The following is a 23,953-nucleotide window of genomic DNA, read 5'->3' as shown; positions in this document are numbered from 1 at the left end:
CTCGCTTATAGCATTGATAATAATTTATCTTTTACGTATTCCGTCTGAGATTCTTCACGACAAATGATCAAACATGTATCGTCGCCGCAAATCGTTCCTAGCATTTCATCCCAGTCCAAGTTATCGACAAGTGATCCAACCGCCTGCGCATTACCCGGAAGCGTTTTCAACATGATAAAATGACTGGCGCTGTCGATGCCCACAAATGCATCTTCTAGCATACGCTTCAATTTTTCTTCCGTATTATAGCGATGGATAGGAGGTAGACTGTATTTATAATTGCCTGAAGGTGAAGGTACTTTAATCAAGTGCATTTCTTTAATATCACGCGAAACCGTTGCCTGCGTGACATCGGCACCGGCAGCTTTCAGACTTTCAACCAGCTGATCCTGTGTTTCTATTTCATGGTTCGTAATAATTTCTCTAATACGTAGATGTCGTTGTCCTTTATTCAATTTTATTCACTCCGATTCTGTTGAGTCCATAAACAAAATTATACTAATCATCTAAAAAACGCGCAACTCATTGCGCGTTATGTTAAATCATTATGTGCCTGTTTAACTAATTGCTTGAAATCTTCCGTTGTAAAATCGGAGACCGCGTCGTCTTCGGCTACTAAATAATACAAGAACTCAATATTGCCTTCTCCACCTGTGACAGGCGAGTACGTAGCACCTTTAACGGAAAATCCTTCCACCACTGCCATCGCAGCAATTTTTTCCAACACTTCTAGATGAATCGCTGGATCACGGACAATTCCTTTTTTACCCACTTTATCTTTACCCGCTTCAAATTGAGGCTTCACTAGCGCCACCACTTGACCGCCGGGTACGATAATGTTCTTTAGTGCGGGTAAAATCAATGATAATGAAATGAATGAAACGTCAATCGTAGCGACTTCCGGTAACCCTTCTGTAAACAAATCAACGGTCGCATGACGGAAATTCTGTCGCTCCATCACCGTTACTTGTTCGTGCTGACGGATTTTCCAAGCGAGTTGGTTGTACCCAACATCCAGTGCGTAACAATGTTTCGCACCGTTTTGCAGTGCACAATCCGTGAAGCCACCCGTAGAAGCTCCGATATCAAGAACCATCTTTTCTTTCACAGAAATAGGAAAAGACTCTAACGCCTTTTCCAGTTTCAAGCCACCACGACTTACATATTTAATCGCAGGTCCTTTTACAGTCAATGGGGCATCAACTGCAATTTTCTCTCCCGCTTTTTCAATTCTTGCCGTATCAGAGTAAACGAGTCCCGCCATGATGGATCGTTTCGCTTGTTCACGGGATTCTGTTAATCCACGCTCTACTAGCAACAAATCCACTCTCTCTTTTTTCACAGATGTACTCATACTTTCGCTCTTTCCGCTGCTTGTTGAATAGCCGCTGCTGTAACTTCAGCTACGTGATCAGGTGTCATGTGGATTTCAACAAGTAATTTATCGACACTACCGTGTTCTATGAATTCATCCGGAATACCGATTCTTTCGAAGATCGTTCCCGTATGACCCACTTTTTCTGCATATTCCAACACGCCACTGCCGAATCCTCCAGCAAGTACAGCTTCTTCAATTGTAATGATGGGTTTACCTTTAGCAAATAGCTCATCCAGTAAATCGGTATCCATTGGCTTAATGAAACGCGCATTGACAATCGCCACATTTTTACCTTGTAATTTCAATTGTTCAGCAGCCGAGAACGCCATAGGAATTGTCGTACCGAATGTTAAGATCGTTGCATCTTCACCATCTTGTAACACTTCCCATGTACCAATTGGAATGGTATGAAGTTGTTCATCCATTGGAACACCATACCCATTGCCACGTGGAAAACGAAGTGCAATCGGACCTTCATCATAATCGATAGCTGTCTTCACCATATGTTGGCCTTCATTCTCATCTTTCGGCATCATAATGACCAAGTTCGGCAAATGTCGCAAGAATGCAATATCAAACACACCGTGATGTGTTTCTCCATCTGCTCCAACAAGTCCTGAACGGTCAATACCAATAAAGACATTAAGCTTCTGACGCGTAATATCATGCAACATTTGATCGTATGCACGTTGTAGGAATGTCGAATAAATCGCAAGGAATGGCTTCATTCCAGTAGCCGCTAGTCCCGCAGCCATAGTCGTCGCATGTTGTTCTGCAATCCCCACATCGAAGAATCGATCTGGGAATTCCGCTGCGAATGATTCAAGTTTCGATCCTACAGGCATAGCAGGCGTAATCGCGACAATACGTCGGTCTTCTCTCGCAAGCTTACGTACCGTTTCCGAAACTAAAGCACTCCAAGCAGGGCCGTTTACAGGGGATTTCACAAAATCTCCTGTTTCGATCTTATAAGGTCCCGTACCATGCCATGTACCAATTTTATCTAACTCGGCTGGGCTATAGCCTTTCCCTTTTTTCGTAATCACATGAAGTAATACCGGTCCTTCCATTTTCTTTGCGTATTGAAGAGAACGTTCCAATTCCACAAAGTCATGGCCGTCAATCGGACCTAAATACGTGAATCCAAGCTCCTCAAAGAAGACCCCGTTCACTACTAAATATTTCAAACTGTCTTTCACACGTTCCGCAGCCGTTGCGACTCTACCGCCTACTGCTGGGATTTTACGCAATAAGAATTCCAGTTCGTCTTTCACGTTATTATACTTACCAGCCGTACGTAATTTTCCGAGAATCGAGTGCAATGCGCCAACATTCGGTGCGATAGACATTTCATTGTCATTTAGAATAACCGTGAGATTTGTCTTCTCGTGTCCAATATGGTTCAAAGCTTCAAGTGCCATGCCGCCCGTTAATGCACCATCACCAATGATCGGGATGACAAAACTTTTTTCCTTTTTAATATCTCGTGCAACAGCCATTCCCATAGCCGCCGACAAAGATGTCGAACTATGGCCGGTTTCCCATACGTCATGTATGCTCTCCGCCATCTTCGGAAATCCGCTCAATCCTTTATATTTTCTAAGAGTATCAAACTCGCCAGCTCGACCTGTGAGAATTTTATGGACATATGACTGATGTCCTACATCCCATAAAAATTTGTCGGTTGGACTGTCGAATATTTTATGCAACGCAATCGTTAATTCGACAACACCCAGGTTCGGTCCGATATGCCCGCCAGTTACCGATAAATTTTCAATTAGAAAATGACGAATATCTGCCGCCAATGATTCCAACTGTTCTTTATCGAGCTCTTTTATAAAAGATGGATTGGTAATCTTTGTTAGATCCATCATGATCACACACCTTCATCAAGTAAGTAGGTCTTTCTATTCGTACGTTCGCACTATCTCTTGTTCAGTAGTCCAAGTAGTTGCTGTTTGTTTTCTACATTATAACAGTAACAACGTGCGACACAAATATAACGGTCCCAAATTACATATTTCGCTCAATAATGTAATCTGCTAACAACTGCAACATAGACTCCCCTAAGCCAATGGAGTGCAACGCATGTAAAGCTTCCTCATGACGTGCTTTTAATTGCTCGCGAGCCCCGTCTAACCCAAGCAATGAAGGGTACGTCGACTTTTCGCTTGAAGTATCGCTGTTTGCTGGTTTACCAAGTTGCTCGGTAGTTGCTGTTACATCCAAAATGTCGTCCTGGATTTGGAATGCCAACCCAATGTTTAGAGAGAATCGGCGAAGTTGCTCGCGTTGTTCATCAGTAGCCTGTGCTAGCACAGCACCCGCTTCAATACAGTATGAGAGTAATGCGCCCGTTTTATGAATATGGACTTCTTCCAATTCTGCTAGTGGCAATAATTGATGTTCACCTTTCATATCGAGAACTTGTCCCTTGACCATCCCTTGTGCACCCGAAGCTTTCGCTAGTAATCCAACGAGTTCAATCGCTGCTGCCGGTGGTGTTTCTCGAAGATCTGCGAGCGCTTGGAATGCCATTGCCTGCATCGCATCTCCAGAAAGCGTCGCCACATCTTCGCCGTACACTTTATGGTTAGTAGGTTTCCCTCTTCTAAAATCATCATCATCCATGCAAGGTAGATCGTCATGGATCAATGAATATGTATGTATCAATTCGACAGAAGACGCGACTTTTACTGCATCTGCCGAATCTTTTTTCATATCAAATAAAACGGCCATAACCAGCAACGGACGAATCCGTTTGCCACCCGCTTCTACGGAATACATCATAGATTCGTGTAAAACGTCTGGAATATCAGACTTCGCCAGTTGGTTCGTCAATTCGCGTTCAATCTCAGGAATCATTTCATCGACAAACGCTTGTAATTTTTCATTCATTCGACTCACCTGCTGTTGGATCAAATGAGGATTCGTTACCCTCTTGATCAATCATACGAATCAATTGTTTCTCTGCATTCTGCAATTTCTTCTGACAATAGGCTGAGAGCTCCATCCCTTGTTTATACAACGTGATCGTATCATCCAAAGGCGCTTCTCCAGCCTCCAACTTCTGTACAATTTCTTCTAACTGGTGCATTGCCTGCTCGAATTGCATATTTTTATCTTCTGCCATCCTTACTCGACCTCCTTTGGAATGATTCCTTCTACTATAGTGGAAATAGATCCGTCTGCTAATTGAAGCGTTACTTGATCACCGCTGGCTACATCGTTTATAGATTTAATCACTTCATGATCTTTATAACCAATTGAAAAGCCTCTTTCCATTACTTGTAACGGGTTCAAGGCTTGCATCATGCGCATCAGTGCAACAAACTGTTGCTGACGCTGTTTAATCGTGTGTTCCGCAGCACGACTTAAACGCATTTCGAGTTGTTTCGTCTGTTGCTGTTCAAGCTGTATACGTCTAATCGGTGTGTAGTACTGAAAACCTGCATATAAACGATCGAAGTTCATCCGTTTTCCCTGAACGACTGCTTCACTGCTACGTTGCAAACGATCTTCGAGATTATCGAGTTTCTCGATGAACGGCCGATATAATCGTTCCGGATATTGCAGCGGATAGGCGGCTTGAGCCGTTTCTAAACGCTTATTCAACTGTTTAATTAAAGTCTGTACCGCTAGATAAATCGAACGCTGTTGATTTTTTAGATGTTGGAATAATTGAAGCTGATCCGGCACCGCCATTTCTGCTGCTGCAGTTGGCGTTGGTGCACGTAAATCCGCCACAAAGTCCGCTATTGTCGTATCGGTTTCATGTCCGACTGCACTGATGATCGGAATCCGACTTGAGAAGATAGCACGTGCAACGTCTTCTTCATTAAATGCCCAAAGATCTTCAATGGAACCCCCACCTCGGCCAACAATCAATACATCGACATTCGCCATTTCATTCGCTTGTTCAATCGCTTTGACAATCGAAGGAACAGCTGTGCGACCTTGCACGAGAGCAGGAAACAGGTACATCTCCGCCATCGGAAAGCGTCGGTTAATTGTCGAATACATATCACGTAGCGCAGCACCTGATTCTGCTGTGATAAGGCCGATTCGTTGTGGTACTTGCGGAATAGGTTGCTTGAATCTTTCTTCAAACAATCCTTCTTGCTGAAGCTTCTTTTTCAACTGTTCAAAAGCTAGATACAGCGCCCCAATACCATCCGGTTCCATGGTTTGTACATAGAGTTGGTACGACCCTGCCGTTTCAAACACCGTCACATCACCCGTGATCAGTACATTCATACCGTTTTCAGGCTTAAATTGAAGTGTGTTGGAACGAGAACGGAACATGGCCGCCTGAATTCTCGTCTTATCGTCTTTCAATGTGAAATAAATATGGCCGGACGGATGCAGCTTAACGTTCGACAATTCACCTTTTACATAGACGTTTCGTAAATGTGGATCTGCGTCAAATTTACGTTTGACATATTTCGTTAGCGCTTGAACGGTTAAAAAAGTTTGATTGGACATGTTTCCGTCACCTGCCCTTTTATGTATAGAGAGGCGCTCATGAAGAGCGTCTCTCGTTTAGAATTACTTATTTTGCGTACGTGCCTTTAATTTGTTCTCCGCACTTTCGACGGTGTTTTTCAACAACATCGTAATCGTCATCGGACCTACTCCACCTGGTACAGGTGTAATAGCACTAGCTTGCTTCTCAGCTGATTCATAATCAACATCTCCACATAGCTTGCCGTTTTCATCACGGTTCATACCGACGTCAATAACGACTGCGCCTTCTTTAATGTAATCCCCTGTAATGAACTTAGCCATACCAATTGCGACGATTAAAATATCTGCTTGTTGCGTGAATTTCTTCAAGTCTTCTGTACGGGAGTGACAATACGTTACCGTTGCATCTTTTTGCAAAAGAAGTTGTCCCATCGGTTTCCCTACGATATTACTTCTACCAATAATCACCGCGTGCTTGCCAGCGATATCTACGTTGGAACGCTCAAGCAGCTGCATAATGCCATATGGTGTGCATGGCAAAAAAGTTTCTTGACCAATCAGCATTTTCCCAACATTCATTGGATGGAATCCATCGACATCTTTTTCAGGGCTAATCGCACGGATGACTTTATTTTCATCAATATGTTTTGGTAATGGCAATTGCACCAAAATACCATCGATCGTATCGTCCTGATTGAGCTTCTCTACTTCAGCAAGAAGATCTTCTTCCGATACAGTTTCCGGCAATTTAGTAAGCACGGATTTCATACCCGCTTCCTTGCTGGACTTCTCTTTGTTTTTCACGTACGTTTCAGACGCTGAATTTTCTCCAACTAAAATAACAGCTAGTCCAGGTTGAACCCCTTGCGCGACTAAAGAAGCGACTTCTTCTTTTAATTCATTCCGGATTTCCTGTCCTATTGCTTTTCCATCAATCTTTTTACTAGACATGATTTTCCCACCAAACTTTTTTTATTTGTAATGAAAGTTTATCGAGCTCAAGCTTGCTACTAGTAGTGACGATTTCGGTTATTGGAATTTAGAAAGTACCCCATTAACAAAACGGCCTGACTTTTCGTCACCAAACGTCTTGCATAGCTCAATCGCTTCGTTCATGATGACCCGATTCGGAACTTCTTCATTATGAAGGAGTTCATAGACAGCCAATCGTAACACTGTTCTTTCGATCTTCGGCAATCTGTCGATGGTCCAGTTTTCCAATTTATTTGTGATTTCACTGTCGATTTTTGTCAAATGTTCCGCTGTACCTCGAACTAGTTGTTCGTAGAATGAATCCAGTGGTGTTTCCACGATATAACCTATCGCTTCGTCCACGTTCATCTCACTATTGTCCAGCTGAAACAGTGTTTGAATTGCTTTTTCACGTGCTTCTCGTCGTTTCATAATCGTTATCTCCTCTACCGCTCATCTTCAAAACCTAATGATATCACAAAACGCAGGAAAAGAACTAGTGGAATCAAGCGATTTTATGTCACCAGTTTTCATTTTCGGTCAAGATGTTCATAATTAGTTCTGTAAGGTATAGCTGGTAACGATGTTTGCACCGTTGATCGACCTTCCAATAAGACTTTTTAACATTTTGTTGTGGTACGGAGTTTTAGTCGTGACTTGGTGAGGGCGATGTGAGTATCGCTCAATAATTCGTCTAAGCGCTCATAGCCCATATGTATCCGCTCTATAATCAATGTCAACCGCTCTATCAAGGTCCGCAACCACTCATAACTTTAAGTCAACCGCTCTATCACCGCCTGTAACCGCTCATTGCCACCAAATCTCCACAAGAATTAACCTATATCCCGAACTCACACAATAAAAAACCGAAGACAAACCTACTAAAAGGTTTGTCTTCGGTTATTCGCTCATTCAATAAGTCCCGCTCAGTCGTCGAAATGAATGCCCGTTATGTGGACATTCACTTCATGCGTTTGAAGCGAAGTCATATTCAAAATCGCTTGGCGAATTTCGTTTTGAATCTTCGCCGCAATCGTAGGGATGGAATGGCCATACTCGATAATGCAATACACATCGATTTTTAGTCCTTCGTCTGCCCATTCGGTTTTTACACCTTTTCCGTACATCACTTTACCCAACTTCTCCGCAACACCTGACGCGAAATTCCCTTGGGTAGCAATCACTCCACTTACTTCTGACGTGGCGATGCCAATGATGACTTCGAGTACTTCAGGTGCGAGTTGAACTCGTCCGAGTGCAGCATCTCCAGACGGTGTCATTCCGACAAACGATGCATTTGTTTTATCAGCCATTTCACTTCTCCTCCAATTACTTCATGACGTCGTACTTTTCTAAAAACTTTGTATCAAAATCACCAGACTGGAATATTTCGTTATCCATTAAGTTCGCGTGGAAAGGAATCGTTGTATGGACGCCTTCAACTACGAACTCATCTAGTGCACGTTTCATCCGAGCGACCGCTTGCTCACGCGTATCCGCATGAACGATCAGCTTTGCGACCATTGAGTCGTAAAACGGTGGAATCGAATAGCCTGGGTACACTGCTGAGTCAACACGAACGCCAAAGCCACCTGGAGGTAGATACATAGTTACTTTACCGGGTGATGGCATGAAATTCTTTTCAGGATTTTCTGCGTTGATCCGGCATTCAATAGACCAGCCATTGAATGTAATATCTTCTTGTTTAAACGCTAATTCTTCGCCTGAAGCTACTTTTAGCTGTTGTTGAATCAAATCGATCCCTGTGATCATTTCTGTTACAGGATGTTCCACTTGAATTCGTGTATTCATTTCCATGAAGTAGAACTTTTGATTGATATGATCAAAAATGAATTCTACAGTACCTGCACCGCGATAGTTACAAGCTTTAGCCGCTTTAACAGCCGCTTCACCCATCTCCGCGCGTAGTTCAGGACTCAACGCAGGAGATGGAGCTTCCTCGACAAGCTTTTGCATACGGCGTTGGATAGAACAGTCACGCTCACCTAAGTGAATCGCGTTGCCATATTTATCAGCTAGTACTTGTACTTCTACGTGACGGAATACTTCTATATATTTCTCGATATAGACGCCTGGGTTACCGAATGCCGCAGCCGCTTCTTTTTGTGTGATTTTAACGCCTTTGACTAGCTCGTCTTCATCACGTGCTACACGAATACCTTTACCGCCACCACCAGCTGTTGCTTTGATGATCACGGGGAATCCAAGTTCATTCGCAATTTTGAGTGCATGGTCCGCGTCATCCACTATGCCATCAGAACCAGGAACGATCGGAACTCCTGCAGATGCCATTGTATTACGTGCAACATCTTTTGTACCCATTTTAGAAATAGCTTCCGCTGTAGGGCCGATAAATTCGATATTTACTTCTTCACAAAGTTCCGCGAAGCTCGCGTTCTCTGCAAGGAAACCATAACCAGGATGGATCCCGTCACAGTCAGTTGCTTTCGCCGCACTGATGACGTTTGAGAAATTCAAATAACTTTCAGTTGATAGACGCGGTCCGATACAAACTGATTCATCAGCCAGTTGAACGTGTAGCGCTTCAGCATCAGCTTCAGAATAAACAGCTACTGTTTTAATACCCATTTCTTTACACGCACGAATAATCCGTACGGCAATTTCTCCACGATTTGCAATTAATACTTTTTTCATTAGATACTCCCCCTTAGTTTTCTCTAACAAGGAATAAAGGCTGACCGTATTCCACAAGTTGACCGTCTTGCACTAAGATTTCAACGATTTCACCATTTACTTCTGATTCAATTTCGTTGAATAATTTCATTGCTTCTACGATACAAACGATGGATTCAGCTGTTACTTTATCACCTTTTTTAACGAATGCTTCTGCGTCAGGTGATGAAGCTTGATAGTATGTTCCAACCATTGGGGATGTGATTTTGTGAAGTGTTTCATCAGTTGCTACTTCAGCAGCCGGAGCTTCTGGTGCTACTGTTGGAGTAGGAGCTGCTACCACTACAGGTGCTGCTGGAGCTTGAACTGGAGCCGGTGCTGCTTGTGGTGTTTGAGGTGCTTCTGTAACCGTTGTCACGGCTTGTCCGCCACTTTTCTCTAGTTTAATCTTCCCTCCATCTGATTCCAATGAGAACTTCTGGATGGATGATTGATCAATAAGCTTAATAATTTCTCGAATTTCTTGAATTTTCAACATATCTGATTCTCCTAACTAAATTTTCTTGCTATCGTATACTATGATAGTCGTTTTACTGTAAATATGGAATAGCAAAAACACAAATTATTCTATTATTCTTGAAAAATACGCATTAGTTGCAAATTTTATGACAAATTATTCAAATAAACGCCAATGTGTTATCCGTAAGTATTATAAGGTTAACCAATACGCGTGAAATATGACTTAAACCATACAACTTTTTCATTTTTTTATTTTTCTATGTAAAAAAAGGAAGCCACTTGGACTTCCTTTCTGTCATTATTCTTTTGTTTCTGCAAAATCTACTTTAACTGTTTGCGCGCCATCCCAACTCGACATGACATACTGTGTAATTTCATCCGCCATTTTCGGTGAATGGCTTTCGTTTGATAATACTGTTACGTTGACTTTATCACCATCTCCACGTACAAATACTTCAGGGTAACCAAGAGCTGCAATTTGCATCTCCATTAACGCTTCTGTAGAACTTACTTTTCGTAAATCCGCAATTTCATTAAATATTTCATTTTTCTCTTCAGCGGAGAAATCAGAAGAAGTCATTTTCTCTGTCAACTGTTGCACTGTCTCGCTGCGTTCATTACGTACTTCCATACGCATATCCTGGAAAATATACGATTCAGCAAAGACCGGCTTCACTTCCTCCGACTTGCCTTCCTTTTCGAGTAGATTCGTTGCGTCCTTTGTTTCTTTCGTGAAGATCGCAATTCCGTCAAACGGCATTGGCGCTTCCTTCTTCACGTAGTAGATTGAAATCACTGCGACTAGACTGAGTAATGTTAAAAACCAAACTGTTCGTTTATTGGCTTTCATGTTGATTCCCCCTTTTCTTCATTTCCACGATGACGATACGATGTTCAGGCAATTGTAGGACGTTGGCTAGGAGTTGTGAAAGTCCGTTTCGTACAGACGGATCTTCTGCCCCTTCCGCTACGACGAGTAAGCCTTGCAAAGGTGATTGGCTTTTCACAGCGGATGAAGCGGAGAAATAATTAGCTAACGGGCTTTCCTCTTCCTTTTCATCGTAATGAAAATACACCTTCACATTCCCTAGCCCTTCCATTTGTTCAAGTGTTTCTTCAAGTGTTGACAGCATGCGCTTCTCTTCTTTTTTCTGTTTCTCCCCTCCTACATTCGCCGTACTGGTGATGTATAAAACGCTACACACCATAAGCATCAAACCGATCATGATCAATCGGGGTTTCCCTGTGGGCTTTTCCAAGTTTCATCACCATCTCAACGTGAATTAACTAAAATGAATTCTACATTTGCATAATATGTAGCGTCACAGTAACTTATGACTTGCGAATTGTAGAATATATTGTAATATCCATATACCGATCGCCACTTTACACAAAGGAATCATCATTCTTTCCATCTCACGGCTCGCGAGCAACTGAATAATTAGCGCAAGGACTACCAAGTTTGCCAGACCCACTAAAAATACTTCCATCCACTGACCTCATTTCCCGAGCGTCATCAGTTTAATGAACATCACAATGAAAATCGTTGTATAGATGAAAGCGAATGTCAGTAAAAATGAAATGGCGCATAACACAAACAATGTACGACCGATATCGTCCAATAAACCGCATACTTCCCTTTGCGAAAACGGTTCGATGATTGCTGCGGTCCATCTAAATAAAAAAGCAATACATAGAATCCTAACCGCCGGCAATAGCGCTATCGTCCAGATCGATACGAGCAGCCAAACGCTCATGTAAGCCGTGGCGCCTGAAGAGTAACGGCCGATTGATCCGAGCGTATCCGTCAACAATGAACCAATGACAGGAATATTATTCTTTATCAGCTCTTTCAGCGGCTCATTCAAAGCTCCATTCATCGTCCAGGACAGCGCACCACCTGCTGTAATGAAAATCGAATACGCTGCAACCATGGCAGAAACAAGCGCAAGCAATGACGTACGCAATAAATCTGCCATTTTCGTGAAAGCAATTTCCGGCACCAATCGCGTAAAGATATCGAACAACAGCGCCGTCAATAACACCGGCAACAGGAACTTGTCTGCAAAAACGACTGCTCCTTGCGCAAATAACAGCATAGCGGGTTGGAAATTCAAGACGCCGAACGTTGCACCCGAAGCCAAAATCATCGCGGCAATTAGCGGATACATGCCAAGGAATAAAGAGGCTATCGTATGCGTGATGACTTGGATCTGCTCGAAACTTTCCCTAGCCGGTTCAATCAGCAACACTAAAATGAGGATGAGCAACAGAAACCTCGTCCACTTTTGAAACGCTGGAAGAAAGAAATCGACAAGTGAAGCAATGAGCAACATAATGAGCAACAAGAAAAATGGTCCGATAATACCTGCGATACTTTCCTGCAGAAAATTCAGCATAGATGTCTCGTCCATTCATTTTTGTTAGGATTCGTTCACCAGGGAATGAACGCGTGAATCGTCTCGATCAATTGCGTGATATACGGCAGCCACAATGTCATGATGACTACTTTCATGGTGGTCTGAAACAGCTGCGCGAATGCCCCGTACCCCTCATCTTTCATTTGAAGCGACAGAACCTCCGCTACATAATACAAACCCGCACTCACCACTAGCAGCGTCGCATAAGGCGACGGTAACTTTTCCGTCAGTGCTAACAATGTCGAACCGAATGGCACAAGGACCGTAAATAATACATACACCGTGACAAGTAAGAATAGCGCGGTATAGAGAATGGGATGCAGGGCGGGTGCAGCAAATGAAAGCAGAAGCAGCAAGAGATACACGACAAATAATTGAAAGAGAATCGCCATTTACATCGCCATGGATAGCCAGCTAAAGAATTCCGTGATCTCCGTGAAGAATATTCTGAGGAACATCAACAATTCGATCGAGATGTACAGATAGGCTAAGAAAAATAGGAAAAACGAGAAATCCTTCTTGCCTGTTTGCTCGAAGAACACGTGAAGTACCCCAATCACCAATCCGACGCCGGCGATGCGCAATAAATCATTCAGTTCCATCCCGCTACGCCTCCTCCATAGTCCACTCTATGAAGTATGCTTGTTAGATATGCAAAAGTTTAAAAGTATAGAGTACATTGTGTATTAAATGAGATAAGGAGGAGTTTTTGTTGGGGTAGGGATTTGCGGGTGGGTGATACTTTTTAAAGGAGATAAAATCTAGGCTTGTAATCTAATTTGAATTTGAACTGGAATTAAATAAGTTAAGACACAACGACAATTCACACACTACCTACAGTGAGTGATCTAAGCACCTAAACTTTTCAACTAGGATGGAAGCGGAAGCTGGCGGCGAAGTGCAAAGATGGGCTCCTAACGCTTCGCTTTTACTCGCAAAAACCGTTCTTCGTTACGGCTCTTCCCGCAGGATCAGCTCTAAATGAGAGACAACCAAAAGGGAGCTTGCGATCTGGTTGGCTCAACGAGAGCCCATGGGAAAGAGTCCGCCAGCTGGAGCTTCCATCCCGAACCACTCACATTTAACTAACATTTACCAAAGATTTAGTTCTTGAACTCATTTCCACGCAAAAAAGGATGCCCCATTCCTGGGACATCCTCGTTACATATTTACTTACGCGCGAGAAACGTATTCCGCTTCTTCTGTATTGATGACTAACATATCACCTTGGTTAACGAAGAATGGCACTTGTACGACAACGCCAGTTTCCATCTTAGCTGGCTTAGAACCGCCACTCGCTGTGTCACCTTTGATTCCAGGCTCTGTTTCAGCTACTTCAAGTGTAACTGTTATTGGCAATTCAACGCCAAGTACTTCTTCTTTATACGTGATGACGTGAACTTCCATGTTCTCTTTCAAGAACTTTAGTTCATATTCAAGTTGCTTTTCAGAAAGTTCGATTTGCTCGTATGATTCATTATCCATGAATACGTGCATATCTCCGTCCGCATATAAATACTGCATTTTACGGTTGTCTATCTGTGCTCTTGCTACTTTTTCTCCCGCACGGAAAGTCTTTTCGTTCACGTTACCCGAGCGAAGATTACGCAGTTTCGAACGAACGAACGCTGCACCTTTACCTGGCTTTACGTGTTGGAAATCCATTACGCGCCAAATGTCACCATCAACTTCAATTGTTAATCCTGTACGAAATTCGTTTACTGAAATCATTCGTATTCCTCCATTTTTAACCGATTATAAAATAAGCAGTTCTTTAGTAGACTTTGTCAAACGTTCATTACCTGTTTCTGTGATCAGTATATCATCTTCGATCCGCACGCCGCCAATACCAGGAAGATAGATCCCCGGTTCCACTGTTACCGCCATATTCGGTACAAGCACCGTTTCTGAGCGGAACGATAAGGCCGGAGCTTCATGAACTTCCATACCGATCCCATGACCGGTTGAATGTCCGAATGCGTCTCCATACCCTTTGGACTTGATATAGTCGCGTGTAATTGCGTCGGCTTCGATACCTGTCATGCCAGGCTTGATTTGTTCTACACCTAGTTCTTGGGCGCGTAACGTGACTTCATAAATTTCACGAAGTTTAGCAGAAGGCTCACCGATCGCAACAGTTCTCGTAATATCAGAGATATACCCATTATAGAGGGCACCGTAATCCATTGTAACTAAATCACCAGTCTCAATCACTTTATCAGATGCTACCCCATGTGGTAAAGCCCCTCTTTCACCAGAAGCGACAATTATGTCAAATGAGGAGGAAGTTGCGCCTTGTTTGCGCATGAAGAATTCCAATTCGTTGGCGATTTCTAACTCGGTTTTACCTGCTTGGATGATCGAACAAATATAGACGAAAGCCGCATCCGCAATCGCTGCCGCTTGCTTCAACACCTCGATTTCTTCTGGTGTCTTAATTATACGTAGTTTCTCTATTAAACCAGCAACCGGTACTAGTTTGGCTTGTACATGTTTGTTATACACTTCAAACTGGCTGTAGCTGAGATCTTCTTTTTCGAAGCCAAGTGTATCTATCTTCATTTCTTTCACTTGATTCGCGACTTCCTGAATCATTGTGCCCGTGTGCTGGACAATGCGATAGCCTGAGAGTTGAACATTAGCTTGGGCCACATAACGGAAATCCGTAATAAATACTGCATCATCTTGCGAAACAATGGCAGTCCCCGCAGATCCCGTAAAGTTCGTCATATAGCGACGATTGTAAGGATTTGTAATGACTAATGCATCGAGTTGCTGTTCTTTTAATAATTTTCTTAATTGCTCTATTTTCAAGATTGTCTCTCCTCTCGTTGTAACAAAAACGCTTGGAAGGCGAGATCGTAGCCCGCTGTTCCAAAACCACAAAGCTGTCCTGCCGCTACAGGCGCAATGACAGACGTGTGTCGGAACTCTTCGCGAGTATGTATATTGGAGATATGGACTTCAATTACCGGAACAGAAATAGAAGCGATGGCGTCACGAAGCGCAATGCTATAGTGTGTAAATGCACCTGGATTGAAGATGATGCCAGCAATTTCTCGGTCTCCTGCATCATGAATCTTATTGATAAGCTCGCCTTCTATATTGGATTGAAAACATGAAAGCGTAATATCCGATTCATTTGCTAGACGCTGAATGCGACCTTCAATATCCGCAAGTGTTTCTGCCCCGTAAATATTTGGTTCTCTTTTGCCCAACCGGTTCAAGTTTGGACCATTTAACAGTAACAGCTCCATTAAATCCCCTCCCACTCATTTTTCTTCCCTATTTTAGCACAATGAGATAGCAGGACATACTAATACTGTTCTAGTCTAATGTTTTTTTTATGTAGACAGATGTCCCGATGACGAAACGGAAGATCATCGCAAACAGACAAGCAAACGGTATCGATATTTTTTTAATGAATTGTGTCATGGTTAAATCTGCTTTGACGTGGATCATCCATTCAATGAAGATAATCACAATGATTGTCACGATCAATGAAGAAAGAGTGGGTGGAATCTTACACGTCAGACCTGCAATAAAGTACAGGATAAAGTATAGCAAAAAGAATATTACCCCTAATAGCACCCACTTGAGCCAGCCAGGAAAAGACGTAAGCATATGAAGTTTTTTGGTCCAGCCGATTGGCGACCATTTGATAAATTTAAATACGTGTAGGAATTTCAGTGAAATGATAGATAGTACCGCAGCCATAATAGCTGTCCAAACATGTGTTGAAGTAATTTTCATGACAATACCTCCCATTCCAGTGTCGGGATAATTACAGATTTTTAAACATCTCAATGGTGCATTTCCAATTTTTTTAGTACAATGGGAATATCGTTTCTTACGACAGAAAGCGTGGGTATGGTATGAGTCAACAGAAAACTCCTCCAGCATACGGAGGTCAAGCACTTATAGAAGGTGTAATGTTCGGTGGAAAGAAAGATACGGTGACAGCAATTCGCCGTAAAGATGATACGATCGAGTACTATCACGTACCGAGAGAATCACATCCTGTACGCACTAAATTAAAAAAGATTCCATTGATTCGTGGTATTGTCGCGTTAATTGAATCGGCTGGTAATGGTTCTAAGCATTTGACGTTTGCGAGTGATCGCTACGACGTGATGCCTGGTGAAGAAGAGGAACATGCCAAAGAAGAAGAAACGTCAAAGCTTGTGATGGTTCTTGGCGTGGCGGCAGTCGGAGTATTATCGTTTATCTTCGGTAAGTTCGTCTTTACACTCGTTCCCGTTTTCTTAGCAGAGTTATTCCAATCTGTAGCACCTAGCAAAACGGCACAAATTATGATCGAAAGTTTCTTTAAACTATTCTTGTTACTCACTTATATTGGATTAATTTCTATGACACCGCTAATCAAGCGGGTATTCCAATATCACGGTGCAGAGCATAAAGTCATCAATAACTATGAAAGCAATATGGAAATGACAGTGGCAAACGTACAATCACAATCTCGATTGCACTATCGCTGTGGTAGTAGTTTCATTTTGTTCACGGTCATTGTCGGGATGTTTATTTACTTCTTAGTTCCAACCGATCCACTTTGGTTGCGCGTTCTTAATCGGATCTTATTGATTCCAGTAGTGCTCGGCGTGTCCTTTGAAGTATTACAACTGACGAACGCAGTGCGCAACGTACCGGTTCTTCGTTATCTAGGCTACCCTGGACTTTGGTTACAATTACTAACAACAAAAGAGCCGGACGACAAGCAAGTAGAAGTTGCCATTGCTTCTTTCGAAAAATTACTGGAAGTGGAAGAACATGGAGTAGGTGTGTTGAATCCTCAAATTGGGGTAGAAACAGAAGAAACGAATGAGGCGAAACCTCTACTTTCATAAGATAAAACAAAAAGCCTCGAATGTGTTTTGTGCATATTCGAGGCTTTTACTTTTACAAAAGTTTACACGCGAGTAAAAAGGGCCCTTAGCGCATGCTAAGGGCCCTTTCTATCTATTCTATTGTTCACTAACAATAACCGGGACTTGCTTCGATTGAATGACTTTGAGTACGTAAAACACACCGATCGCACCTGATACTACAATTCCTGCGCCTACCGATACAGCATAGTCAAGATGCAAACCTTCGGGAGCATACATCCAGTACGTCACGACGACGGCGGTCATGAACATCGCAGGTATTCCCGCAATCCAATGTGCTCGTTTTTCTCTAATTAAGTAGGATGTCGCGGTCCAGAGCATGACGGCTGCTACTAATTGATTCGTACCGCCAACATAACGCCATAAGAAAGAATAATCGATGGTCGATAGATAGAACATCGGTACACCTAATAACAATGTCGTAGCAAGAATCACCCATTTTTTATTGGGATTCAACCACTTTGATGTTGCTTCAGTGAAAATCATACGCGCTGAACGAAGAGCGGTATCACCCGTTGTAATCGGCAAAATGATAACACCTAAAATAGCTAACAGCCCGCCGAACGAACCAAGCAATGTGCTCGAGATTTCATTCACTGCACCAGCTGGACCACCTGCGGCGAGAGCGCCTTGTAGTCCTGCCGTACCGCCAAAGAATGTCATACCAGCTGCAGCCCAGACCATCGCGATAATACCTTCCGCAATCATGGCGCCATAAAATACTTTCCGGCCCTCCGACTCTTTTTTCATCGTTCTAGAAACAATTGGACTTTGTGTACAGTGGAAACCAGAAATCGCTCCGCAAGAGATCGTCACCATCAGCAATGGCCAAATTGGTAATTCTCCAGGATGTAAGTTCTGCAAAGTTAAATTCGGAATTTTCTCTGGTCCAAATAATAATGCGCCACCGATTCCAACTGCCATAACAATCAAAACCACTCCAAACACGGGATATAAACGACCAATGATTTTATTGATCGGTAAAATAGCCGCTAACACGAAATAAGCAAATATAAGGATAAGAGACACAATAAATGAGAGCGGTGTAATGGATGAAATAAGTTGCGCTGGCCCAGCAGTAAAGGCAGCCGCCACAAGAACCATTAAAACAACTGAAATCACATTAATTAAACGTCTAGCGACATCACCTAAATACTCCCCTACGATTTTAGGAAATTGAGCACCACCGTGTTTTAGTGATAACATTCCAGAAAAATAGTCATGGACAGCTCCTGCAAAAATACTACCGAACACAATCCAAATGAATGCAACAGGTCCATATAAAGCACCTGCAATCGCACCGAATATCGGGCCTAAACCTGCGATGTTCAGTAATTGAATCAACCAGCCTTTCCACCAGCTCATCGGCACGTAATCCATCCCATCAGCCTGTGTATAAGCGGGTGTTTTTCTTGCATCATCAATCACAAATGCCTTTTCAACCACTTTCGAATACGTCAGGTAACCAATAATTAGCAAGACGATAGATGATAAAAACGTCAGCATGAAACCCCTTCTTTCTCGTCTTTCAATGTATTTGTCTGATTGATTACTAAGGTATCAAACAATTTTTAATTCAGTATATAATAGTTTGAAAATTATATCAACATAGACTTTTAAAATAATTCAACTTATTATTACTACATTAAATTCTAAGCGAAAGAGATTGCAAACTTTTACTTTTCTATACATAAAAAGCCCGAATGCATATATAAGCATTCGGGACCTTTCCTACTATTTAATTATAACCCACACTTCAATTGCGCTTGGCAATTCGTACATGTATTACATCCACCAATTTCTTCCACTGTACCTTGTCGGCAAACCGGGCATGTGTCGCCTACTTCTGAACCGATCGTGACGTTTGTAGAACGCAATGCTTGAATTGTATTGACGAGCACGACTTTCGGCTGTTCTGTCACTTCTACTACTTCTTCTGTATCCGGAATATTATCTTCCGCTTTCAGAGTCAGAACTTGTGCATCACGGCTACCGTCGACGTAAACTGTACCGCCTTTTGCTCCGCCTTTATACAATCTCTCATACACACTCTCAACTTGTTTCACAGTATAGCCGCGTGGTGCGTTAACCGTTTTAGAAATAGAGCTGTCGATCCAGCGCTGAATGATACATTGTACGTCCGCATGCGCTTCTGGTGCTAGTTCCATTGAAGAAATAAACCACTCAGGCAAGTTGTTCGGATCTGCATCAGGATTAGCCTGCAAATACTCTTCTACAATCGCCGCTTTTACTTCAATGAATTTACCTAGACGACCGCTGCGGTAGTATGTGAATGAGAAATAAGGTTCTAACCCAGTTGAAACTCCTACCATTGTCCCAGTACTCACTTTTGTTACTCTCCTTACTTAAGGAGGGCGGGGTTATCAGTACCCGCTCCATGTGTCGCCACATGGGTCAGACTATATCATCAACCGATTTTACTTTTTGTTTAAATTTGCTAGGATGATTTTCACCAGAATGAATTATTCGGTGACAAGGTTCACAAACACTTATTAAATTACTTAATTCGTTTGCAATTATATAATCATCAATTGTAGAAAAAGGAATAATATGATGGACTGATAATTCTTGTCCATATTCTATTTCTGGAATTCCACAACGTTGGCAAGTATGCTCATCACGTTTTCTTGCTATTCTACGTTGAGACAACCAATTTGGACCGTAGTAGCTAATTTTGCCACCACTCCAAGTACCGCTATTTTCTCCTGAAAATAATTGGTTTTTAGAATAATAACTACCCATACATTCAATGGTACAAAAGTTCAGGGTTTTTACTACACTTGGTTTTTTATAGAATGTCTTTTCACAATAGCTACATGAAACCATTACTTGTTTTGAAAGTTTTTCTTTTGCTCTTCTTCCATTTGCGGCCCCTAAGCAGTTTTTCCCACAATACTTTGCATCTTTTCTGCTCTTTACGACCTCAAACGGATTTTGGCATTCTTGACAAATCAGAGAAATCCGCTCTCTCTTAGGACCAGGCTTCTTTACTTCCTGTTTGAAAAGCGTATTCCAAGTCCTGTTACAAAAGAGATCTGTGAATTTTTCAATATGGCATTTCTTTCTGTATATCTTTGATTTACAGTAACTACAAAACACTTCTTGTTTTGTACTTAAATGCTGATTAAAAGTTCCCTGTTTTGTCTGATATTCACCTTTACATTTACGAGAGCAATATTTCTTTCTATCATAATGGCTTGGTTTAACTTTGATAATGACTGAGCAATTTAAACATTTTTTCTCCAAAGCAATTCACTTCTTTCAAAGAGATTGTAATGGATAAATCGGTTGTCCGGCGTGTAGTCGTTGAGGGGTCAGCCACGACTTCCCTGCGGATTGTCTGCACCTTTTGATTTTTACCTTGAGCGTAATGGCAAGTTACAGGTACAAAAGGATTCTCAGAGTTTCCCGCATATAGCCAGATGTTCACGATGCAATTACTTGCATCGGGGGCAATTCATTTACCCGTTGGAGCAACAGTTAGGAGATGTGAATTACGAATTCCATGTTCCACAATTGATTCTCGGATATCTTCCGGCATGCGCTTCATAAAGCCAGAATTAATGAAAGCATGACGTAATGCTTTCGTTTCTTCATCCGTTTTACCAATTAGGAACGGGAAGCTTCCTTTTTCTTTCGCCAATTCAATCGATTCGCGGTAAGCAGTTGTCGCAATTGCTTCAAATACTTCATCCACTAATTGATTTCCTTCAGGCGAGCCATATTTTTTTTCACAGTAGATGTGAAGATCTGCAAGTCCCATAACACCTAGACCTACACGGCGTTCGCCAAGAGCTTGTACTTTATTTTCTTCAAGGAAGTACGGTGTAGCGTCGATGACGTTATCTTGCATACGTACACCAGTCCGTACCGTCTCTCTCAACTTTTCGAAGTTAACCGTCTTCGTATCTTTATCTGCCATCTCAGCAAGATTGACAGCAGCTAAATTACAGACAGAATATGGTGCAAGTGGTTGTTCCAGTTGTTATCCTAAAGGCTTTTTATCCTCTAGTTCTTACAGTTGTCTTCCTGTAAGTTCAGCATACATTTTCACTACATAACTTTTTCATAAACCTTAGCAATTCTTTTCTTCCTTTATCTTCACCAAAAACAGCCTTTGAGATAACCCTCATATCTTTAACACCAAATCGAGAATAAATCTCGTCGGTTAAGGGTTTAATAGTCGAATTTATTTTATTAAAAGGCGTTAATAGTACAATTTCACTATTCTCATTAGTCCAATGAATTATATATTGCTTAATATTCCGATGTACAGTAGTTCTACTTTCAACATAAGCTTCAGTCGCTATGCGAATAGCCGATTGACCTGAGCAGTGTTGACAACAATAACTTTGCTTAGAAGTAACCATAACAATAAATTCATCGTAACATAAAGCGCAGTATCTTTTTTCGCGTTCAGTTTTAATTTTCCCTTTTTGAGATAAACCAGATTTACGTAATCCTTCAATCATCTTTTTCTTAGCAGGAGTATCTCCATTCCAAAGTTTCTTGGTATGCTCTCCTATCCTCTTTTTTGTTTCTTCACTATGCTTTAATCCATAATGAGCGTTCAAACTACCCGAAACACCTTTATGAATTGAAGTGTTATCTGAGTTAATCCAATGTTCGATGACTGAATTCAAAGATACTGGCATATCTTCATAAATTTTCAGTAACTCTTTATAAGAAAATAATTCTGTCGTTACTTGATACTGAACCGCAATATAATTCAACTTTTCCTTCGCCAATTCAATCTCTTTTTTATTTCGAGATTTAATTTCGACTATCTTCTCTAGTTTTCCATTTTTATCATAAAAGAGAAAATCTGGTTTATAAATCTTTCCATTCACTTCAAAAATCTGAGTTTCGAAGCTCCAAGAAATATTAAATTGATCAAGATAGACAGCATAGGCATACTCATAAGAGCTTCTTAAATAAAAACCTTTATAAAAACCTGCATATCATCTGTTCAATTTTAATATCACCCTTTTTGAAAAGTAATTACACAGTGTTGCGGTCTCGTGCCTGGATTATAGTCTGATCAATATCGATCAGGATCACCAGGTATGCGTTGCCCCTGACTAAAAATTTACTTCTAGCCTTCGGTTCGGATTGGCATCTCAGCTTTCCCGCTTCATCCCGCAATTTTTAACGTGAGGCGAACTTCACCACACGGATTCGTTGCTACAACTTGCTGTCCGTACGCTTTCGCATTCGTGTCGTCATTCGCATTATCAATGAAGAAAATGCCTGGTTCCGCTGAATACGTAGCACAGATATTAATTAAATCCCATAGTGCGCGAGCTTTAATCGTACGATAGACACGAACTTCGTGACCTTGACGTTCCCATTCGCGTACGTCGCCAACTTCATGCCACTGTTCGTTATAATGCTTCATTTGTTCAGGTGAATAATTTTCGACTGCTGGGAACCGTAAATCGTAATCCGCGTCTTCTTCCACCGCTTTCATGAAATCATCCGTTAAAGTAACAGAGATATTCGCTCCTGTCAGGAATTCCGGATTATGAACGGTGTACGTTCCGCCATCCTGAAGCTTCAGCTCAGCGTCACGGATAATCGCTGCGTTAAAACCACCTTGACCTGGGATTTGTTTATAGTTTGTAATGCCTTGATACATTGCTTCTTCTTGTGCTGTCAAAGGTTTGAAATTTAATTTCTCATCTGCCAGCTTCTTGATCATTTCATCTTCTGTGTTTTCGATCAAATAGCGTAAAATTCGCGGATTCTGCATTTTGGAGATGATAAACTCATAAATGTCCGGGTGCCAGTTTGATAACATAATCATCTGTGCTCCACGTCTTGATCCGCCCTGCTCAACCAAATGAGTCAACTTCGCAATATCATCCAACCAAGAAACAGATCCAGATGACTTACCGTTGACACCGCGTGCCAATGTGTTGCGTGGACGCAATGTCGAACCATTCGTTCCTACACCGCCACCACGACTCATGATCTCCATCACTTGCTTGCGGTGATCGGAAATTCCTTCACGGGAGTCGGGGACAAACGGCATTACATAACAGTTAAAGAACGTGACATCTGTATCCGATCCTGCGCCATACAGCACACGACCAGCTGGAATGAAGTTCAATGCCTTCAACTGATCATAGAACATGTTATACGACTGCGTTCTTCTATCTTCCGTCTTTTCAACAGAAGCAAGCCCGGTCGCATTTCGTTTCGCAATCTGCTCGTAGAAAACTTCCAGAGGCTTCTCCAGCACATCAAGCGGACGTGTGATCACTCCTTTTTGCTGCTCGTCCATATCATCGATTGATGAACGATATTCTGGTTCGATCCAGATATCCGCTTTTCCGTTCGCTTGATCAAGTTTCATAATATAACCTAACCCACGGGCAGGGAACCTCGGATCTTCTCTCACTGTTAGAACGACAAAATCGCCTTCTTTTAGTGTCTTCTTTTCCATATCTTTAAATGAATACCGATCGATCATTACTAGACGAGATACTCCACTATGAGTTAGCTTCATATCCTCCGTAACGGGGTGAACTTGAGGGAACTTCGCAATATCCTCATTCAACTGTTGTTTATCGAGCATCGGTTCGCCTTGCTTCGACATCGTAACCATGTAACAT

Annotated in this window: 25 protein-coding genes and 3 pseudogenes; 1 reads left to right on the top strand and 27 read right to left on the bottom strand. The window is 42.0% G+C overall.

Annotated features, from left to right (window positions below):
• Positions 1-5: 5 nt before the first annotated feature.
• From ahrC to CSV72_RS02490, 21 genes are all read right to left on the bottom strand, one after another.
• Complete coding sequence (gene ahrC / locus CSV72_RS02585; protein ID WP_099676970.1) at positions 6-455, bottom strand: transcriptional regulator AhrC/ArgR; 450 nt, start codon at positions 453-455, stop codon at positions 6-8.
• A 77-nt stretch (positions 456-532) separates the two neighbouring features.
• Positions 533-1,354, bottom strand: a complete 822-nt coding sequence (locus CSV72_RS02580; protein ID WP_099676969.1) for a TlyA family RNA methyltransferase — start codon at positions 1,352-1,354, stop codon at positions 533-535.
• A complete protein-coding gene (dxs, locus tag CSV72_RS02575; protein WP_099677129.1) occupies positions 1,351-3,249 on the bottom strand; it encodes a 1-deoxy-D-xylulose-5-phosphate synthase in 1,899 nt (632 codons plus the stop codon). Before dxs ends, CSV72_RS02580 begins: the two co-directional genes overlap by 4 nt.
• Before the next feature lie 142 nt (positions 3,250-3,391).
• Positions 3,392-4,276: a polyprenyl synthetase family protein gene (locus CSV72_RS02570; RefSeq protein ID WP_099676968.1), complete on the bottom strand. Its 885-nt coding sequence runs from the start codon at positions 4,274-4,276 to the stop codon at positions 3,392-3,394.
• The gene (locus tag CSV72_RS02565) at positions 4,269-4,511 is read right to left on the bottom strand and encodes an exodeoxyribonuclease VII small subunit (RefSeq protein WP_099633541.1); all 243 of its coding nucleotides are present in this window, start codon (positions 4,509-4,511) and stop codon (positions 4,269-4,271) included. Before CSV72_RS02565 ends, CSV72_RS02570 begins: the two co-directional genes overlap by 8 nt.
• 2 nt (positions 4,512-4,513) lie before the next feature.
• Positions 4,514-5,863 carry an exodeoxyribonuclease VII large subunit gene (xseA, locus tag CSV72_RS02560; protein ID WP_099676967.1) on the bottom strand — a complete coding sequence of 450 codons (1,350 nt, stop codon included), beginning with the start codon at positions 5,861-5,863 and terminating at the stop codon, positions 4,514-4,516.
• A 63-nt stretch (positions 5,864-5,926) separates the two neighbouring features.
• Complete coding sequence (gene folD, locus CSV72_RS02555) at positions 5,927-6,796, bottom strand: bifunctional methylenetetrahydrofolate dehydrogenase/methenyltetrahydrofolate cyclohydrolase FolD (RefSeq protein ID WP_099661385.1); 870 nt, start codon at positions 6,794-6,796, stop codon at positions 5,927-5,929.
• Positions 6,797-6,874: 78 nt separating this feature from the next.
• Positions 6,875-7,249 (bottom strand): transcription antitermination factor NusB, encoded by a 375-nt coding sequence (gene nusB / locus CSV72_RS02550; RefSeq protein ID WP_099676966.1) that lies wholly within the window; start codon positions 7,247-7,249, stop codon positions 6,875-6,877.
• Positions 7,250-7,743: 494 nt separating this feature from the next.
• Complete coding sequence (locus tag CSV72_RS02545) at positions 7,744-8,130, bottom strand: Asp23/Gls24 family envelope stress response protein (protein WP_099676965.1); 387 nt, start codon at positions 8,128-8,130, stop codon at positions 7,744-7,746.
• A gap of 16 nt (positions 8,131-8,146) precedes the next feature.
• Positions 8,147-9,493, bottom strand: a complete 1,347-nt coding sequence (gene accC, locus CSV72_RS02540) for an acetyl-CoA carboxylase biotin carboxylase subunit (protein WP_099676964.1) — start codon at positions 9,491-9,493, stop codon at positions 8,147-8,149.
• Between the two features lie 13 nt (positions 9,494-9,506).
• The gene (gene accB, locus CSV72_RS02535) at positions 9,507-10,010 is read right to left on the bottom strand and encodes an acetyl-CoA carboxylase biotin carboxyl carrier protein (RefSeq protein ID WP_099676963.1); all 504 of its coding nucleotides are present in this window, start codon (positions 10,008-10,010) and stop codon (positions 9,507-9,509) included.
• Positions 10,011-10,289: 279 nt separating this feature from the next.
• Positions 10,290-10,841, bottom strand: coding sequence for a SpoIIIAH-like family protein (locus CSV72_RS02530; protein WP_099676962.1), 552 nt, complete (start codon positions 10,839-10,841; stop codon positions 10,290-10,292).
• Positions 10,828-11,250, bottom strand: coding sequence for a hypothetical protein (locus CSV72_RS02525; RefSeq protein ID WP_143561140.1), 423 nt, complete (start codon positions 11,248-11,250; stop codon positions 10,828-10,830). Before CSV72_RS02525 ends, CSV72_RS02530 begins: the two co-directional genes overlap by 14 nt.
• Before the next feature lie 63 nt (positions 11,251-11,313).
• Positions 11,314-11,481 (bottom strand): hypothetical protein, encoded by a 168-nt coding sequence (locus CSV72_RS16645; RefSeq protein ID WP_158232130.1) that lies wholly within the window; start codon positions 11,479-11,481, stop codon positions 11,314-11,316.
• A 9-nt stretch (positions 11,482-11,490) separates the two neighbouring features.
• Positions 11,491-12,390 carry a stage III sporulation protein AE gene (locus tag CSV72_RS02520; RefSeq protein WP_158232129.1) on the bottom strand — a complete coding sequence of 300 codons (900 nt, stop codon included), beginning with the start codon at positions 12,388-12,390 and terminating at the stop codon, positions 11,491-11,493.
• A gap of 35 nt (positions 12,391-12,425) precedes the next feature.
• Positions 12,426-12,803 (bottom strand): stage III sporulation AC/AD family protein, encoded by a 378-nt coding sequence (locus tag CSV72_RS02515; RefSeq protein ID WP_099676960.1) that lies wholly within the window; start codon positions 12,801-12,803, stop codon positions 12,426-12,428.
• On the bottom strand, positions 12,804-13,013 hold the full coding sequence (locus tag CSV72_RS02510) for a stage III sporulation protein AC (RefSeq protein WP_099633552.1): 210 nt from the start codon (positions 13,011-13,013) through the stop codon (positions 12,804-12,806).
• Between the two features lie 571 nt (positions 13,014-13,584).
• Entirely contained in the window at positions 13,585-14,142 is a 558-nt protein-coding gene (gene efp, locus CSV72_RS02505; RefSeq protein WP_099676959.1) for an elongation factor P, read from the bottom strand.
• 24 nt (positions 14,143-14,166) lie between these two features.
• Entirely contained in the window at positions 14,167-15,228 is a 1,062-nt protein-coding gene (locus CSV72_RS02500; protein ID WP_143561146.1) for a M24 family metallopeptidase, read from the bottom strand.
• Positions 15,222-15,668 (bottom strand): type II 3-dehydroquinate dehydratase, encoded by a 447-nt coding sequence (aroQ, locus tag CSV72_RS02495; protein WP_099676957.1) that lies wholly within the window; start codon positions 15,666-15,668, stop codon positions 15,222-15,224. The genes CSV72_RS02500 and aroQ overlap by 7 nt, the downstream gene beginning before the upstream one ends.
• A gap of 70 nt (positions 15,669-15,738) precedes the next feature.
• Positions 15,739-16,164: a hypothetical protein gene (locus tag CSV72_RS02490; protein WP_099676956.1), complete on the bottom strand. Its 426-nt coding sequence runs from the start codon at positions 16,162-16,164 to the stop codon at positions 15,739-15,741.
• A 122-nt stretch (positions 16,165-16,286) separates the two neighbouring features.
• Between CSV72_RS02490 and CSV72_RS02485 the strand changes: the two genes are divergently transcribed.
• Positions 16,287-17,276, top strand: coding sequence for a DUF1385 domain-containing protein (locus CSV72_RS02485; protein WP_099676955.1), 990 nt, complete (start codon positions 16,287-16,289; stop codon positions 17,274-17,276).
• Positions 17,277-17,393: 117 nt separating this feature from the next.
• Here CSV72_RS02485 and CSV72_RS02480 read toward each other — a convergent pair whose 3' ends face one another.
• From CSV72_RS02480 to CSV72_RS02455, 6 genes and pseudogenes are all read right to left on the bottom strand, one after another.
• The gene (locus CSV72_RS02480; RefSeq protein WP_099676954.1) at positions 17,394-18,821 is read right to left on the bottom strand and encodes a carbon starvation CstA family protein; all 1,428 of its coding nucleotides are present in this window, start codon (positions 18,819-18,821) and stop codon (positions 17,394-17,396) included.
• 236 nt (positions 18,822-19,057) lie between these two features.
• Positions 19,058-19,660: pseudogene (locus CSV72_RS02475) on the bottom strand (vitamin B12-dependent ribonucleotide reductase); the annotation flags it as partial.
• 70 nt (positions 19,661-19,730) lie between these two features.
• Positions 19,731-20,582: an HNH endonuclease gene (locus CSV72_RS02470; protein ID WP_099676953.1), complete on the bottom strand. Its 852-nt coding sequence runs from the start codon at positions 20,580-20,582 to the stop codon at positions 19,731-19,733.
• Positions 20,583-20,799: 217 nt separating this feature from the next.
• Positions 20,800-21,315 (bottom strand): annotated as a pseudogene (locus CSV72_RS02465) (vitamin B12-dependent ribonucleotide reductase); the annotation flags it as partial.
• Between the two features lie 58 nt (positions 21,316-21,373).
• Positions 21,374-22,186 carry a restriction endonuclease gene (locus tag CSV72_RS02460; protein WP_233191049.1) on the bottom strand — a complete coding sequence of 271 codons (813 nt, stop codon included), beginning with the start codon at positions 22,184-22,186 and terminating at the stop codon, positions 21,374-21,376.
• Positions 22,187-22,500: 314 nt separating this feature from the next.
• Positions 22,501-23,946 (bottom strand): annotated as a pseudogene (locus CSV72_RS02455) (vitamin B12-dependent ribonucleotide reductase); the annotation flags it as partial.
• Positions 23,947-23,953: the final 7 nt, after the last annotated feature.

Source organism: Sporosarcina sp. P20a (assembly GCF_002743175.1).
Classification (GTDB): domain Bacteria; phylum Bacillota; class Bacilli; order Bacillales_A; family Planococcaceae; genus Sporosarcina.
This window is presented reverse-complemented; position numbering and strand designations above follow the sequence as displayed.